The sequence below is a fragment of the Imperialibacter sp. genome, from assembly GCF_040222815.1.
In the GTDB taxonomy this organism is placed as follows: Bacteria; Bacteroidota; Bacteroidia; order Cytophagales; family Cyclobacteriaceae; genus Imperialibacter.
On the sequence record NZ_JAVKCH010000003.1, the window covers coordinates 1 to 16,770 of the forward strand.

General features: G+C 44.5%; 11 protein-coding genes. 8 read left to right on the top strand and 3 right to left on the bottom strand.

Translation table 11 applies throughout. The annotated features are described in order from the left end of the window. Together RIF36_RS01245 and RIF36_RS01250 are read right to left on the bottom strand one after the other, a co-directional pair. On the bottom strand, positions 1 to 2,017 hold a 2,017-nt coding region (locus RIF36_RS01245), incomplete at its 3' end, for a hypothetical protein (RefSeq protein ID WP_350075676.1). A 208-nt stretch (positions 2,018 to 2,225) separates the two neighbouring features. After that, positions 2,226 to 2,564, bottom strand: coding sequence for an ABC transporter permease (locus RIF36_RS01250; RefSeq protein ID WP_350075674.1), 339 nt, complete (start codon positions 2,562 to 2,564; stop codon positions 2,226 to 2,228). 243 nt (positions 2,565 to 2,807) lie between these two features. Here RIF36_RS01250 and RIF36_RS01255 point away from each other — a divergent pair, with 243 nt between their 5' ends. From RIF36_RS01255 to RIF36_RS01290, 8 genes are all read left to right on the top strand, one after another. Next, the gene (locus RIF36_RS01255) at positions 2,808 to 3,272 is read left to right on the top strand and encodes a VOC family protein (RefSeq protein ID WP_350075672.1); all 465 of its coding nucleotides are present in this window, start codon (positions 2,808 to 2,810) and stop codon (positions 3,270 to 3,272) included. Positions 3,273 to 3,367: 95 nt separating this feature from the next. Further along, positions 3,368 to 4,720: a DUF1800 domain-containing protein gene (locus tag RIF36_RS01260; RefSeq protein WP_350119448.1), complete on the top strand. Its 1,353-nt coding sequence runs from the start codon at positions 3,368 to 3,370 to the stop codon at positions 4,718 to 4,720. A 5-nt stretch (positions 4,721 to 4,725) separates the two neighbouring features. Continuing rightward, the gene (locus tag RIF36_RS01265; protein ID WP_350119450.1) at positions 4,726 to 5,916 is read left to right on the top strand and encodes a DUF1501 domain-containing protein; all 1,191 of its coding nucleotides are present in this window, start codon (positions 4,726 to 4,728) and stop codon (positions 5,914 to 5,916) included. A gap of 221 nt (positions 5,917 to 6,137) precedes the next feature. Then, complete coding sequence (locus tag RIF36_RS01270; protein ID WP_350119453.1) at positions 6,138 to 6,707, top strand: hypothetical protein; 570 nt, start codon at positions 6,138 to 6,140, stop codon at positions 6,705 to 6,707. Between the two features lie 283 nt (positions 6,708 to 6,990). Beyond that, positions 6,991 to 8,991: a phage tail-like protein gene (locus tag RIF36_RS01275; RefSeq protein WP_350149251.1), complete on the top strand. Its 2,001-nt coding sequence runs from the start codon at positions 6,991 to 6,993 to the stop codon at positions 8,989 to 8,991. A 2-nt stretch (positions 8,992 to 8,993) separates the two neighbouring features. Next, on the top strand, positions 8,994 to 10,196 hold the full coding sequence (locus RIF36_RS01280) for a hypothetical protein (RefSeq protein WP_350074207.1): 1,203 nt from the start codon (positions 8,994 to 8,996) through the stop codon (positions 10,194 to 10,196). After that, positions 10,193 to 11,236, top strand: a complete 1,044-nt coding sequence (locus tag RIF36_RS01285) for a PorP/SprF family type IX secretion system membrane protein (RefSeq protein ID WP_350119459.1) — start codon at positions 10,193 to 10,195, stop codon at positions 11,234 to 11,236. Before RIF36_RS01280 ends, RIF36_RS01285 begins: the two co-directional genes overlap by 4 nt. A 125-nt stretch (positions 11,237 to 11,361) precedes the next feature. Beyond that, on the top strand, positions 11,362 to 13,695 hold the full coding sequence (locus tag RIF36_RS01290; protein WP_350119462.1) for an OmpA family protein: 2,334 nt from the start codon (positions 11,362 to 11,364) through the stop codon (positions 13,693 to 13,695). Here the strand turns inward: RIF36_RS01290 and RIF36_RS01295 are convergent, their stop codons facing one another. Continuing rightward, the gene (locus tag RIF36_RS01295; protein ID WP_350119465.1) at positions 13,696 to 16,563 is read right to left on the bottom strand and encodes a CHAT domain-containing protein; all 2,868 of its coding nucleotides are present in this window, start codon (positions 16,561 to 16,563) and stop codon (positions 13,696 to 13,698) included. It lies immediately after the preceding gene. Positions 16,564 to 16,770 lie beyond the last annotated feature (207 nt).

Genomic DNA, 16,770 nt, shown 5'->3' on the forward strand with positions numbered 1-16,770 from the left:
CTGATTTGATCGTACTTCCAGATGCTTCCAGGAAGCTATTCACTGTAACCACTCCGACAGGATCGATATGCAGGGTTGATCCAGCATTTACAATTAGGGAATCTATGGTCGGACTAGCTCCTCCATTATAACTGTTCCCCAGATATTGGTTATCTGAAATCGACACCTTATTAGCTGTAAAGTTTCCTGATAGCTCTCCGCCAAACGGGGCTAATTCAATATTGTGATAGGTGTAATTTCTCATTAACCCAGACCCATTGCAAATAATCGTCGACGTTCCAGCATCCATCACCGTCAGACCGTAACTATTAAATTGGTAACCAGTAGTTAGTGTTGATGACCCTAAAATGAGTGAGGTAAATCCCTGAAATCCTGTAGCATCGAATTGATTCATCGACATGTCAAACCCATTTGTATTTAAGGTTCCACGATATAATCTAATATTTTGACTGGTAACCAAATCACTTAAAAGAGTCCACTCGCCGTCTCCAAGGAAGGTAAATGTTCCAAGCACAGGAATATTAGCGAAATCTATTGTGCTTATTGTATCTGATTCGAATTTCCAAGCCCCTCCACCAGATATACTCATTTCGGAGCTAAACTTTAGACTACCCGTTAGTGTCAGCCCGTTACTCTGCCTATTGAATAATGGTGAGTGGGCGACATCTACCCATTCCATGTTCTTTGCCGAAGCTTCTATATCCAATACTACAGTATCAGCATCATTAAATGAATTTTGATCAAATACAACATTATCATTTACCCCCGGCACAGAATCAGCGAACACTGTCCCCCCAGATGATGTCGCCCAATGATTTGAATAATCGCTCCAATTACCGGAGCCACCTACCCAATACCACGTACCTGTCGGCGGATTGTCGAGTTCCTCACATGTTGCGGTTGGATAGAACATAACATTCGTATTATTCCCCAAGTCCACCGACCCCTTAGCCGCATTCAAACTGCCCCCCGTAAGATTCAAATCTTGGACCGATAGGTTTTCAGCGCAAATTTCTTCCGGCAAAATTAGTGTGGCAAGAGTGCCTGCCAAGTTAGATTTTAGCGTAGTAGGAAAATCTTTATTATCAGTAATTTCGAAGTGATCGTAAACAGTCGAGGTAACCGATTTGGCTAAGCTATAACTCTTCCCTGCAGCCAAAATCAAGGAATCTGTTCTAAAGTTGCCCGCAAATATCACTGAACCGTATGCAGTCATTTTATTGAAAATCGCATTATAAGGTGTGGCGGTGAACGAAAGCGATGAATTGAGGAACTCAACATCACCAAATGTCTGGCCCGATTTAGCCGTAAAAGTGCTGGTTGTTAAAAGCCCCATCATGTATATCTTCGAGGCACTTGCACTTAGTACGTCTATTCGCCTGGATATAAAACTCTCAGAAACATGTATTTCAGAGTTACCTAAAATTACCTCCTTATAAAGCCCATTGTTCGTGTTCCCGTTAAATCGTCCAACAATGAGCTTTTGGTTGTTTGTATTCAAAATACCATGTATAATACTAATTCCCTGCCCCGCAGTAGTTGTGTTGGTCTTCAATTCGTCGACCAAAGACCAGGAACCACCGCCCTGAAAGACTAAAGAGGCTGGGTAGGTATTCCCGGCGGTTTTTACCAAAAGCCCTGTGTTTGGAGAATCCAATACAACATTCTTGTAACCTGCCAGCGTCATCTGGTTCGAAAGACTTAGTGAACCGCTGACTGTTAACGTATTCGCTAAGCCCAGTGTTAGCGGCTTGGTAATTCCCTCAAAATCCAGGCTGGCTGAGAAGGCATCGACATTGACCACAACAATGCTGCCGGTGGAAAAAGAATTAGCATCAAAAAAAACATCATCAGAGGTAGTCGGCGCAGACGTGTGAAAGGTGATGCCGCCCGAAGTAGTCGCCCAATGGTGACTGAAGTCCGACCAGTTGCCTGAACCACCTACCCAGTAGTAGTCAGATGCTAAAAGCTCCCCTGACAGAATCAGACAGAGGCAAAGAGTAAAAAAAGTCTTCATAGTGATTAGATTGAGATGTGTATAAAAAATACGCTGAAATTTTAATGCGTTTAATATACATACTAATCACAAAATACACGTAAGGAGCTACTCAAATAGCTGTTAATTTAGCGTTATTTCTTTAACCATGAATGGTAACAGCAACAAGAATGTTTCCTATGCCACCTGAATGAAAAAACTATTTGTGTTCGCCATGCATCAAATCGTGTTACTCACACCTAAGCGCTTCCACCGGATTAACCCTGGTAGCCTTCACCGGCTGGATGCTGATAACCGCTGCACAAATGCCCGCAAGCGCAACCAACGGCAACATCAGCATCCACCAGCCTACCTCAATGCGATAGGCGAAGCTAACGAGGCACTCGGCAAGGAGGTAGTTGGCAACAGGAATCGACAGCAACGCCCAGGCTATAAGCGCTATGTAAGACGGTGAGAAAAAGACGAGAATACCTGAAGCGGTGGCTCCGAGTATCTTTCTGATGCAGATTCCCCTGTTTCTCCGTCTTACCTTGCAGGGTGTATCACTCAGCACTAATTTCCAGAACACCGACGAGCAACTGTTCCAGTAATGCAGGGCCCGGTTAAAACCTTCTTTTCTGTCATAAAAACAATAAAAGTGCTAGCTTGTAGTTCAGGTCGTTCCTGAAATTAATTTGCTTTGGTCAAGTGATGAACAGTCGATTAAAGAAAGAAAGAAAGAGCCCAGGGAATTACCGGAAGGTGGCTTATATTTCTTTAGCAAGCCAGACGGACACACCACAATAAAACAGATCTTAAACAAACACCTAACATGAAACACATTTTCTCCATTCTCGCTGTGTCACTTATTTTCTGCGCTGGCAGCTTTGCCCAGTCCGCTCAGAAGTTGCCACCCCTGTCGTTCGATCATTATGCCCTTTACGTCAAAGACATGAACGTTAGTGCTGAATTTTACATGAAAGCCCTTGGCCTGAAAGAAATGGATTGTCCTATCAAGGATGGCAGACACCGTTGGTTCTACCTGGGCAATGGGCAAGAGCTTCACATCATTCAGGGCGATAACAGCAAAATACAGATGGAAAAAAACATGCACATCTGTCTGCATACGTCAGATATAAAGCCCTATATGAAACATTTAACCGAAGTAGGCATCCCTTTTGAGAGCTGGCAGGGAAAACCTGGCGAATCGAATGTTCGCATTGATGGCGCCAGCCAAATATACATCGTAGACCCCGATGGGTATTGGGTGGAGATTAACGATGCGAATACGAAATAGTTAATAATTGGCGACTCCTGACCCCAACTGGCAAGCTATTTGTCTGAGTTGTTGCTTGGACTGATCATCAAACCAGGCATAAAAATTTTACTGTTATGGGTAGAATGACGCAACAACAAGTTAAACATCTTTATTGGAGAGCTGGCTTTGGTATTTCCAACAGGGAACTAAAAAGAGCTACTAAACGAGGACAAGCCCGCCTCGTCAAGCAACTGCTAAAACCAAGAGAGGTGACTCAATTGCAGCTGCGCAGTGAGGAATTCGTTAAGGAAGAAATACCTCCAAAAAAAATCAGCCCCTCCAGAATTAAGCAACAACAAAAACAGTACCTAAACTTTGACTGGCTCACTGAGATCATCTCTTCAGACTATGTTCTGAATGAGAAAATGTCACTCTTTTGGCACGGACATTTTGCTTGCAATATTGGAAACGCACATTACCTGAAAGACCTGGTTAATACCATACGAAAGAATGCACTTGGGAACTTTGACACCCTTCTGAGGGAGGTTTCCAAGTCGCCGGCGATAATGCAGTTTCTTAACACCGGACAAAATCAAAAGGAACACCCTAATGAAAATTTCGCTAGAGAGCTTTTAGAGTTGTTTACTCTTGGTATTGGCAATTACACGGAGGAGGACATCAAAGAAGTAGCAAAGGCTTTTACTGGCTGGAAGACCAATAAAGATGGTGACTTTTTTATCAACACAAAACAACATGACAATTCTCAAAAAACCTTCAAGGGGGTTACCGGCAACCTTGATGGAGATGGCATAATTGATATAATCCTTGAACAAAAGGAAACGAGTATCTTCATTTGCCAAAAGATTTATAAGTCATTTGTTAATGAGCAAGTGGACGATAAGCTTGTGGAACTAATGGCCGATGTATTCCGGCGGAACTACAATATTTCGGAGCTTATGGAGTTCATCTTTACGTCCGATTGGTTTTACTCCCAAAACAACATCGGCTGCAATATCAAATCACCGATTGACTTAGTAGTGGGGCTAAGCAAATCCTTTAAAGTTAGCTACACCAAGAAAGACGGCCTCCTGAGAGCTCAAAAAGCTCTAAATCAAAGACTATTTTATCCTCCAAATGTAGCAGGGTGGCCTGGGGGGAAAACGTGGATTGACAACTCCACTCTTGCTTACCGACTTAGACTCCCATCATTGATATTGAACAATGGCAGTCTGGATTGGGAGGATACTGATGGCGACGAAGACACTTACTTAGAAAGTGACCCTTCCAAACGAAACCTCTTTTCCTCTGTAGATTGGGATTTCTTTAAAAAAGATGTGAAAAAGCTTCCTCATGTTGAAATTCTAAGCCTTTTATTGCAAAGCAACCCTTTGACACTTCAGAACTATGAATACTCCTTTAACGAGACCGACTCAATTGAGGAATTTACGCTGGCTGTTCTAAGTCTACCCGAATACCAAACTTATTAGAAAGCATGAAAAGAAGACAGTTTATAAAGAGGACATCATTTGCGACATCGGCTGCATTCGTCCCGCTTTTCCTTAAACCCTTCGAAAGTAGTGGGTCAATTATGTTCGAAGGCCGAAACCTTGTTATTATTCAGCTATCAGGTGGAAATGACGGCCTCAACACCCTCGTGCCGTTCAATAACGACTTGTACTATCAAAACCGGGCAAAGATAGGCTTGCCAAAAAGTGACCTTATTCTTCTAAACGATGAAATTGGATTAAATCGTGGCCTCATGCCATTTAAGCGACTTTATGACCAGGGCCATCTGGCGATAATCAACTCTGTTGGCTACCCCAATCCAAACAGGTCGCACTTTCGGTCGATGGACATCTGGCATTCCGCCTCTGACTCGGATCAATACCTGTCTTCAGGATGGATAGGCAGGTATCTTGACGCTCAGTGCTACCCTTCCCACGGTGCCGTAGAGGCAACCTCAAGCCTTTCATTTGCATTAAAAGGAGAGAAGGTAAATGGATTTGCCACCGGGAGTTCACTCGGATCAATGAATAATCAAATCTATAATTCATTGTCAAAGAATTTTGCAGAAGATGGTAAAGAAATGTTGTCTGAAGGCAACCTTGGCTACCTGTATAAGACAATTGCAGACACCCACTCTTCTATAGCTTACCTCAAAGGAAAGATGGATCAATCTCCAAGCGGCAGGGAGTATCCCGGCACTAGTTTGGGACGAGATCTAAAACTGATTGCCGATTTAATTATTGGGGGATCCGAAACGTCGATCTATTATGCTTCATTGGGTGGTTTCGATTCTCACCAAAATCAGAGCAAAACTCAAGAGACTCGTCTAAGTATTTACGCCGATGCCGTCGAATCATTCGTAAATGATTTAACTAAAAACGGCAAATTCAAGGAGACCGTGATTTTCACGTTTTCTGAGTTTGGCAGGCGAGTGCAAGAAAATGCCAGTGAGGGGACGGATCATGGCACTGCAAATGTGGCCTTTGTCATTGGAGACAATCTTAAACGACAAGGCCTGGTCAATACCATGCCCGATCTTTCAAGTCTCGACCAAAACGGGGATTTAATTTATCAGGTTGATTTCAGGGCCATCTACTCCACCCTGTTGAGCAAGCATTTGAACGTGAAACATGAATCAATTATTGGTGGCTCATTTGATCCTTTGGATTTTTTGTGATTACCGTGTAAGTGACAGCATGACAATGTAGAATTTGAACGGCTGCAGAAGCTTTGGCTGCCAGGGTAAATGTTGCTAAAGATATGCAACCAGCCTGTATCATACGTTGTCACAACATTCATCGATAAAAAAGAGGTACCTTATCGAACGATTCAATGCTTTCACCGAACACGCAGGTTTACAAGGGTTACTTTGTTTCGTCTCACAACATTCAATATACTATGTTAAAACCCATACGCTGGCTACTGGTTTTCTTGTTTCCTTTGCTCAGCTGTAGTAAGGAAGACAATATCATTACCCCCCATGAGCTACTTTCAGCCCACACATGGGTTTCCAAAAGCTATGTTTTTGAAGATGAGCCAACGTCGACCTTCAATTGGGACTGCCTGTTTGATCAGGCCATACCCGAATACTCTTACGAGGCTGGCGACTACGGCCGACTTGAAGTAAATATGGAGCTAAGCTTTACCAAAGATAGCCTGTACAATAGAATACTATTTGTGTCGAGGTATTTAAAATGTGCCGGTTGCAGCGACTTTGAGTTTGTTGAGCAAACCAGCAACATCCTTGGGGCCATTTATGTGGCTGAAGATGAGAGGTTGTGGTTTGGAAGCAGGCAAGACCCGCTACAATATTTTTATCCAATAGAATACAAAAGCAGGAATGAGATAGTGATCAAAGAGTTTTTTGAAGTGTCGAATGTAGTGGGTAACTCCGAGTGCTTTTTTAATAATCAACCCTTACGAAGCAACAGGCAATATGGTATCGATTTCGTCTTCAAACCCAAATAATTTTAAAAAAATTGCAAAAAAATATTGCTCAGCAAATAACATTAATACTTGGCTAAATCCAACATAGCCAAAAAGTTCGTACTTAGAGAAAACAGGGCTTTCGCTTTTCCAGAGCCTATTTATTAAATCCTCAAATAGTCCAAGTATGTTATAATTTGTAACATAAGAAAGAGGTTCATTTTAATGAAATTGCACGCATCCATTAACTTTATGAGACCAGCATTATTAAAATATCACAATTTCGGTTACATTGAAATAGTTTTGTGTACCAACCTTTGAGCTTATGTACCGTTTTAGTCACTATTTGGGCCTCGCCGGGCTCATTGTTGTAGCACTGTCTACTGACGCATTTTCCCAGGGCAATTCTGTTGGCATCAACACCGCCACACCCAATCCCAACGCTGTCCTTCAACTCAGTTCACCCAACAATAACCAGGGCCTTCTTATTCCCCGCCTTACTACCTCCCAACGACTAGCCATGCAATTGCAGGCGTCGGAAAAAGGGCTGATGGTATTTGACGACACCGAAGGATTGTTTTACTATTGGAACGGATCAGCATGGAATAAATTGCTGGTATCACAAAATCTTCAAACGTTATCTCTTGATGGCAGTGTGCTTAAAGTGTCAGGCGCTAACGAAGTTGACCTGGCCGGTATTGACACTGACAAACAGAACCTTACATTTGAGGGCACCAACCTGTCCATCGACCGTGGCAACACAGTTGATTTAAGCAGCCTTATTACTACCAGCGACGCTGACCCTGAAAATGAACTTCAATCGCTGGAGTTCAGTAGCGGAGTATTGAAACTCACAAACGACCCCACCCTGGCTCAGGTTGACTTATCTAATTATGATACTGATGTAACCGACGATTTTGATGGCGACTACAACAGCCTGACGAACCTGCCAACGCTTTTTAGTGGTGATTTTGGTGATCTTGGGAACGTGCCCGCCGACCTTGCCGATGGTGATGATGTGGACGATGCGGATGCGGATGCTACTAACGAACTCAATACCACCTTTGCTTTCAGCGGAAACAACCTGCAACTAACAGATGCTGGTGGTACGCTGTCGGCGGATTTGACTCCATACATGGACAATACTGATGCGCAGGATCTGTCTTTGGCTGGAACAACGCTCAGTATTTCTGGTGGTACAGCGGCTGACCTTAGCTCACTGGTAAATGATGCTGACTTCGACCCAACCAACGAGATTCAAGACCTGGATCTGACTGCGAATACACTCACTATCACTAACAACGGATCGGCCACAAACATTGACTTAAGCCCTTACCAGCAAACTATTTCCAAAATCGGAAATACAGTTAGTCTTACAAGTGGTGGCTCTTTTGCTCTAGGATCGACTGCTCCATCCAGTGTTGGACAGGTGTTAAAATGGAATGGTTCAGATTGGGGAGCTGGCACTGATAATGTAAACGATGCTGATGCCGATGCTACCAATGAATTCCAGACACTTGGCCTTGCTGGCAACATCCTGTCACTGACAGGATCAGGAACAACCATTGATTTAACCCCTCTCGGCGTACTACCTGCCCAATCGGCACCATTGGCTGGATATTTCTTAGGCACCAATGGCGCTAACGCTAGCTGGATGCCTCTCGGTGCCTTAGCATTCGCCGATGACGTGAGCAGTGCTCAAATTCAAGATGGAGCCGTTGGCGTTTTCGACCTCAACACAGCGGTAGCTGGTAATGGTCTAACCGGTGGCGGGGGTGTAGCATTGGCAGCAAATGTAGCTCCCACAGGTGGTCTTGAGGTTTCTTCTGATCAACTACAAATTAAAGATGTTGTTGTAGGAACGACTTACAATATCCTAATCGGTGGCGCAATTACTTACAACAACAAGGGGCAGATTACTGCCACTGGACCAAGTGATGAAACTCTAAAAACCAATATCGAGCAAATTCAAGGTGTTTTAGACAAATTGATGCAAGTAAATGGATATACATATTACTGGAAAAGCGACGAAAATGGCATGATACAATATGGTGTCATCGCTCAGCAACTGGAGAAGTATTTCCCTGAACTTATTATGAATAACCCAAGTGGAATCAAGAGTGTGAGCTACCAGGGCCTCATTCCCATCCTCATAGAAGCCCTCAAAGAAGAACACGCCAGGGTGTCTAACCTGAAGGAAGAAGTTGAAGAAATGAAAGCCCAACTATCCTCCAACGACGAGCGATTCAAAGCCCTCGAAGCAAAACTGGATCTTCTTATCCAATCAACAACTACCGCAAAAGCTGCTACTTCCAGCCAGGAATAGAGATGCGTTTTCTTTTCTTCATATCGATCTTTTTTGCAGGTGTGCAATGCCTGGCTCAGCCGTTTACGCTACAGCCCAATGCCTCTATGTACATAGAAGGGAATGCGAAGGTGTTTTTCAGCAACGAAGCAAATTTTGAAGGTTCCCTTGATAACAGAGGCACACTGGTTTTAAACAAAGATGTCGACTTTACCGCAAACACCTCAGTTGGCTCAATGGAGTTTACTGGAGTCATCGACCAAAAGCTGACTGGCACTGCACTGTTCGCCAACAATCTCACCCTTTTGAAGCAGGGTAGCTTGTTTTTGATCGCCAATACTATGGAAGTATCCGGTATACTGGATATGAGCAAAGGCTACCTTTACCCACAAGCCACAAAGGTTCATGTGAGCAGTGGGCAGATCGCTGGCGGTTCGTCGGAAAGCTATATTGAGGGAAAGATAAGCCAAACATCGACTGGAAATGCCCTTTACTACCCTACGGGAATCGGCGGATACTTCAACAGCCTCTCTCTCCTGCAAACATCACAGGGAGATAAAATTGCTGTTGAAATAGCGATTCCTGACGTTTCCCTTCTGGTGCCGGGTGATTCACTGATCGGCCTGGCAGATGAAGCGCAGTGGATAGTTACCAAAGAGAGCGAAGAAAACCTGGCCACGACCGTCGAGGTCAATTTTGACGGTTTTGAGCTAAACTCTCTGGTAAACCCTCAAACAATACGGGCTCACAGGTACGGGCCGGTAGTAGCTCATTTAGATGCCGAAGAGGGGAAGTACTTTCAGCTGGGCATAGGCTCACTCACCGACACCGATTCGCTGACTTACGGCATGCTGACTTCTGCCAAAACTCTGGTACTGCGAAACGAGCCTAAGTATGTCAGCCTTGGCAGAATGCCCTTGAGCTCCGGGCCTGCTTTTTTCGTGCCCAACATCTTTGCGCCTCGTGCCTCTCTGGAGGAAAACAGGCGCTTCAGGCCGTTTCTTGCTGGCGTCCCCGTCGAAAAGTTCACAATGGCGATCTGGGACGGGTATAATGTTGAAATGTACCACGTCAACCAAACCGATGCGGTGCTTGACGAGCTGGGTTGGGACGGAACCACAAACGGTGGTGCGGCGGCCTCGGAAGGCGTTTACTACTATTCCGTTCAGGTGGTTACTCCGCAAGGGTCATTCAGTAAAAAAGGATCATTCATTTTACTGCGATGAAAAGAAGCACACTCACCGGCCTTATTTTTCTTTTGTTCATTGGACAGATAAAAGCCCAGGGCGGGCAGTTTTCGCAGTTTTACTCCAGTGCCATTTTTGTTAACCCGGCGTTTGCAGGAACAAACCCGTATCTCTCTGCACGAATTAACTTCAATAAAAGCAAGCTGGCAGGCGATGGTTCCCTTCACGACCTCAGTCAGGCCACTGTCTCCTACCCTGTTTTTCAAAATACCAGCAGGAAATTTCAGGTAGGTGGAGCGGGTCTTACCTTCTTTAAGGAAACTCAGGGCATTCAGGGTGCCTTTTCTACACAAAAAATATTACTTACAGGCGCCTATGCACTCAAGCTAAAAAGGCTAAAGAACAACACCTTGATCTTTGGGTTACAGGGAGGCGTTACACAAACCAGAATCTCTCTGAACGGGTTGCAGTGGGGCTCGCAGTACAATCCCTATATCGGCTTCGACAACACACAAAACCCTGAGGACATAGGCAAGCTGTCGTCTTACCACCCTGTTTTCAATTTTGGCGTTTTGTATTCCGCCATCGACAATCCCAATGCGATGTTCAGGGATCGGTCGTTTACTATTGGGCTCTCTGCCGACAATCTAAACACGCCAAAAAGCCGCTTTGGCGGGCTCTACCTTTCGGATAATCCGATACTATTCAAGCTTGTATCAAACGCCAAGTTTATAGTAACGCCGAAAACATACGTACACCCTTCCCTTCTGGTGGCGTACTCATCACAAAGCTATCAGGTGAACTTCGGCACTTACCTGTCCCATCAGATCAATAGCACCATGTCCGATGTTGGTTTGACCCTGCAAGTGGGCACATGGTACCGGTTGTTTGATTCATTCATCGTATTGGGCGGTTTTAAAATCAATGACTTTAGCGCTGGCGTTAGTTACGACCTTAATTCGAATACTTATCGTAACAATGAGATTTATGGTCAAATTGCACCATCATTTGAAGTATCTTTGGGATATGACTTCAACTTTCGCAATAACCCGTTCAAGGTTAACAGCCCAATATTCTAGAACATGAAATAGCCATAAGGAGAGCGATACCCATCGGAAATGAATAAAGTCGTAGAGCAAGTAACTTTCATTTCAAAGGGATTTGAGCTATTCCATGTGGCCGCTGAAAAACAAATTTTATACACATGAAATTTTTTTGGTCTGCGTTGCTGCTTGCTTTTTCATTGCATGTCTCCGGTCAGTCTGTCGATAAACTGAAGAAGGTGGCGGACGAATACTACGATGCAGAAAGATACCTGGAAGCTGCTGAGTTTTACGAGAAAGTCATCTCCCTTTCACCCAGCGACCTTGAGTCGAGATACAGGCAGGCATTTAGCTACTTAAAGAGCACCAACTACAGCACGGCGGAAGAGAAATTCAGTGCGCTGAGTTTGGTTTCCGGCCCTCATCAACCGTCCTCCATTTACTACCATGGGTTTCTGACAAAGATCAAGGGAGACTTTAAGGCTGCGGACTCCATCTTTAGCACTTTCCTCCAGCTCGAACCAGCCAGCCAGCAAAAACTTTTGTCGCTGGTTAAGTTTCAGAAGGCTGGCTGTGAGCTGGGCATGAGGCTCCAGCGAGCAAAGCCCAAGTATAAACTGACTTCTTTAACAGACGTTAATTCGGATCAAAACGACCTTGGGGTAATAGAGTGGCCGGTTAATGGCAACCTTGTGATGTCCACAACCCGAAAAGTACACTCTCTCCAATACTATGACCCTAAATTTGGCGACTACCTGCCCAGCCTTATGTCATACGGCAAGGCCAACAACGATAAATGGAAAGAGACCTCATTTTTCAAAAAGCTCAACACCCGTTGGTCGCAGGGAACCGGGTCTTTTACCGCAGACGGACGTAGGTTTTACTATAGCGACTGCAACAAAGAAAGCACCTGCAAAGTACTTGTCACCACCTGGGATGGAAAAAACTGGACAGCGCCTGTAGAGCTTGATACTACTATCAACATGCCTGGCACCGATGTAAAGCATCCTTTTGTAACAGCAAGCGCCGACACCATCTTTTTTTCCTCCAACAGGCCCGGAGGTCAGGGCGGTCTTGATATTTGGATGAGCCTTCGGATTGACAGCAGCAGATGGACAACCGCTATCAATCTCGGGGAAAGAATCAATACGCAGGGCGACGAAATAACGCCCTTCTACTCCCCTGCCTATAGCTGCCTGACGTTCGCCTCCAACGGCCTGGCGGGCTACGGTGGTTTTGATCTGTACCTGGCCAAGCAACTGTCCTTTTTTGAACCCAAAGTATTTAACCTCGGAGTGCCCTTTAATAGCACTCTGGACGACACCTATCTATTCCTTGGAAAAAGCGGCTATCTCTCATCTAACAGAGATGGCAAAGAACTTGACGTCATGACCTTTCCTTACGGCAGTCTTAAGGAGTTTTTTGAGTACATCATGACCAACGATGCGATCATTGACTTTCAGTATTACACAGCCTCGTCACTTGATCTTTACACTTTCCGGATGGACGACTACCAGGGGTACGACATCTTTTTTCCAACAGGCCGAGATTCTGGTAGTCCTGCCACAAATGGAGCGGCGACCAATCTTATCAATATTCATGGCACTGATGTGGCTCCGGGTGAGCTTGTCCGCTTGACTATTGACTCAAGGACGGAGATTTTGACACTCGCTAACAATGCCGGACAGTTTACCTATCTGCTTACCCCAGACAGCCTTTCTAGTAAATACACCATAACTACTGCGAGCAACCAAAATGCTAGTGTAACAGAAGTCGACACAACTGGAACCTATTATGAATACTCGTTCGAGAAAGTATACTTCGACTACGGTCGCTACCAGCTCCGAAATGAAACTGTAGTGGCCCTTAACGATCTTGTAAGTCATTTCGATCAGGACAATATTGTACTGATCGACATTGCGACACACACCGATAGCCGAGGTGACAAAGATTATAACCTGACGCTGAGCGAAAACAGAGGTGTTTCAATTATGAAATACCTCCTTTCCAAAGGAGTTCCTGAATCAAAAATGAGGGTCATTGCCATCGGGGAGGAAAAACCGATATCTGAAAGAGACTCATGGTATGCCCAGTTCTTCAACAGAAGAGCGGAAATTATTGTCCACACTAAATCCGAGGTCAACTACACCAAACCTGAGATTTTTCTTGTGATGAGAACGCTTGAGTTCGAGATAGTGTCTCAAAACCTCGGTATTGAGCCTGAAAAACTACTGAGCTGGAATGGAATAGACGCCAGGACTGTCAAAGAGGGAAACACACTGAGAGTTTTTGGTACTGAGCACAGAACACCAAGCATGCGCAACCTGATCAATCAAAAAGACATAGATGATAATTTCTTTCTGTACACAGTAAAACCAGGTGAGTCGCTTGAATCGATCGCCAGGAAGTTCAAAACCATTGAAGAGCTGATATTCGAAATAAATCAGCTGGAAGAAGACTTGAAACCAGGCGACGAAATAATAGTGATGTTGTAGTTACTTCTTCGCTACGAGAATAAAAGCACCCCAGGTAAATGGGTCAGAGTATTGTTCCTTAAAACGCTGTCTTGCTGTGAAAAAAGAGTCCTCGATGGAATGCTCTTTCACAAACTCTGAATAAAACATGTTCATGAAGTTTTTGGTGGCGGTATCACTCACCTTTACCAGAGAAATAATGAGGTTGCTTGCTCCTGCTACCAAAAAGGCACGCTGTAAGCCGTAAACACCCTCCCCATTCTTAACCGTTCCCAGTGCCGTTTCGCAAGCCGAGAGCACAACCAGCCTCGTTTGATCAAGCTTTAGGTTCATAGCCTCATAGGCAGTTAATATTCCATCCTCTTGTGTGCTCTTATCCCTGGCCAGATAAACGCCTGAGTTAAGCAACGCACTCTGCCGCTTGCTGTCTTCCTCAAAATAGCCATGAGTTGCCAGGTGAAGTATGCCGGGATCCTGACTAAGTTTGAGATTGCTCTCTGTTGCATTCAGGTAATAGAAATCCGACACTTTCCACTTTCCTCCCTGCAGAATCTCAGTGACGTCATCCGCCTCCCGCTCCGCTTCCGGCAATGCATTGAGTGGCTCAGTCAAATTGAGGCTGCTAAAGTCCGGATTACCAAAAATAGCCGCTGTGTTTAGCTTGTTCGCAGCTACCTTACCAGTTTGGATAAAGTCCTTGCCGCTGGTAATATGCACTAGCTTGTACTTGTCCGACACGTATTGCTGTGTGGCTGAATCATACAAAACGGCCGGGTTTAACTTGTGATAAATGCCATCCGGAGCATAATAAACCTTCTTGTCAGTTTTTACCTCACTATCAATTTTCTTCCAAAAAACATTGTAAGAGGAAGCGTCATCAAGGCCATACCTGAGGGAGTTTTTATAGAAAGCATATTGATCCACCAGCTGCTCACTGCCGTCAAGCTTGATCCTTTTCAGCTGGTTAGAGCCCCCCTGCAGAATGAACACCACGTAACTACTTTGGTCATCAAACCCCTGCTCGGCTCCCAGTTTCCCCAGTTTAAACGAGTAGTTCCTGAATTCGATCACTTCTACAAGTACTGCGCTGTCAGCAATATTTTTCTCAACGTCCTGCCAGTTATAGAAAGACAGCTCACTCTGAGAAGAGAACGTTGATGAGAGGAGCGCCATCTTTTTTTCCAGGTTATTGCACTGATCTTCCAGGCTTGCAATATTGATCCCCCTCAGCGCCAGCTCATGTTCGGAAAGAAGGTAGCTTTGAGCCAACGTATACTTCGCCTCTCTCCATTTAATAAAGCTATTTTTCACGGCGGGATCTGAATTTTCCAACATGGTAGTCCGCATCTTGTCGGCCGCATAAAACAAAACTGATTTTGTGTTCAAATAGTAATTATAAACCTTCTCAGTCCACTCTGTTTCAAAATATCTTTTCCCGAAAGAAATACTCGCAAAACGCTCCAGGTTAAACTTGATGTCTTCAAAAAATAGCTGCCTTTGTTGATCTGTGAGTACAGGAAACACCGATTGCATATGGTGAATTTCTGTTTTTAATGCCACGTCAAAATGCTCAAGTGCCTGAAGTGTATCACCCTTATTCAGGAAGTGAACACCCAGGTCGTTGAGGCTCTTTGCATACATCGGGTGTTTTTCTCCCAGCTTTTCCTTCCTGATCTTCAGCGCCTCTTGCAAAAGCTTCTCCGACAATTCTACATACCCAAACGCCTGATAAATCAGTGCTATATTGTTAAGCGTAGTAGCATACCTGGGGTTTTCGGGGCCATAAATAGTCTTGTCCAGGTCAAGCACTCTCATATACATATTGAGAGCGCTGTTAATATCTCCCAGGCTTTTCTGACAATTTGCCAAATTACTCAGCACGTTAGCATAGTCGGGGTGAACGCCCCCATACAGCTCCCGCATAGCCGCAGCACTCTCCTGAAACATGACAAAAGCCTTTTTGTAGTCTTTCTTCTTCGAATAGATGGCGCCGATGTTATTGGTAACATAGGGCAATATTTCAGTCCTGCTGCCTGCATAGTTCAACAAGTTCTCAAAATATGCCTCTGAGGTCACAAGGTCATTGACCTTAAAGTACAATACAGCCAGGCTATTAAGTGTTTCGATTCTAAACAGTGAGTCCGAAGGATAGCGTTCCTTTTTTAACTGTAGGTTGCTCAATAGTTGATTCTCCGAAGTGGAAAATTCACCTCTATCAAGCTTTATCGCTGCCAACCTGTCAAGTGCCCGCAGATGCATAACCTCATTCTTTCCCTTAAGCGCCTCTATCGCCTGGTTCAATGCTGCTTCACCCTCCTCAAAGTCGCCCATGTCCCTTAGCAGTGTTCCGTACTCTGTCAGCAAGGCTCCCTTTATGGAGTCATTTTCTGAAAAATACTGGGAGGTCAACTTAAGTGCCCGTTCAAACTGGAGTCGGCTCTTTTCATATTGACCAACTTCCATATAGAAGAGACCATTTTTGTAAGTGGCGTCCAGGTATATAGGGCTCTGTTCGGAATAATTCTTTCGCACAAGCGAGTCTGCCCAAAGCAGATACGATTCAGCCGCCAGGTAGTCGCTATTGTTCTGATAAGCCACGGAAAGGTTCAAACATATCTTGATAAGCCCGGGGCTCAGGCTATCATATTGCTCCACTTCTTGCTTCAGGCTGTTCTGAATGGCTCTGATGGCCCTGTTGTGCTCTGCAAAGCCCAGGTAAATAAGTCCAATATTATTGTATGCCTCTGCGTACCCCACCTCCCTCTGACAAAGCCCGGAGTCGAGCTTTGCGATGAGTTGATCAGCAAAGTACAAGGCCCTTACCCTATCTATTTTTGAGTAGTAGTTAGCGCTATCCAACTGTTCCAGGCAATCTTGAGAAATAGCCATCGTTGGAGTTAAAAAAAATGCAAACCAGAAAAGATAGAAAAGTAGTCTATTCATAATAGGATTCAATCCTATATACGCACGAAACTAGCAGTTGTGGATTGGCAAAACATAAATTTTCCTTCAAATATTTATATGAAAAGGATGGGCGGTCTTCTGCATGTCAATCACATCTAGAAATACAACAATAAATAACTTCAATGTAGTCTG

Bases quoted from the DNA above. Each gene is read 5' to 3' on its own strand.
- RIF36_RS01265 (WP_350119450.1), top strand. From the start codon at position 4,726: ATGAAAAGAAGACAGTTTATAAAGAGGACATCATTTGCGACATCGGCT.
- RIF36_RS01260 (WP_350119448.1), top strand. From the start codon at position 3,368: ATGGGTAGAATGACGCAACAACAAGTTAAACATCTTTATTGGAGAGCT.
- RIF36_RS01285 (WP_350119459.1), top strand. From the start codon at position 10,193: ATGAAAAGAAGCACACTCACCGGCCTTATTTTTCTTTTGTTCATTGGA.
- RIF36_RS01290 (WP_350119462.1), top strand. From the start codon at position 11,362: ATGAAATTTTTTTGGTCTGCGTTGCTGCTTGCTTTTTCATTGCATGTC.
- RIF36_RS01295 (WP_350119465.1), bottom strand. From the start codon at position 16,563: ATGGCTATTTCTCAAGATTGCCTGGAACAGTTGGATAGCGCTAACTAC.
- RIF36_RS01275 (WP_350149251.1), top strand. From the start codon at position 6,991: ATGTACCGTTTTAGTCACTATTTGGGCCTCGCCGGGCTCATTGTTGTA.
- RIF36_RS01280 (WP_350074207.1), top strand. From the start codon at position 8,994: ATGCGTTTTCTTTTCTTCATATCGATCTTTTTTGCAGGTGTGCAATGC.
- RIF36_RS01255 (WP_350075672.1), top strand. From the start codon at position 2,808: ATGAAACACATTTTCTCCATTCTCGCTGTGTCACTTATTTTCTGCGCT.
- RIF36_RS01270 (WP_350119453.1), top strand. From the start codon at position 6,138: ATGTTAAAACCCATACGCTGGCTACTGGTTTTCTTGTTTCCTTTGCTC.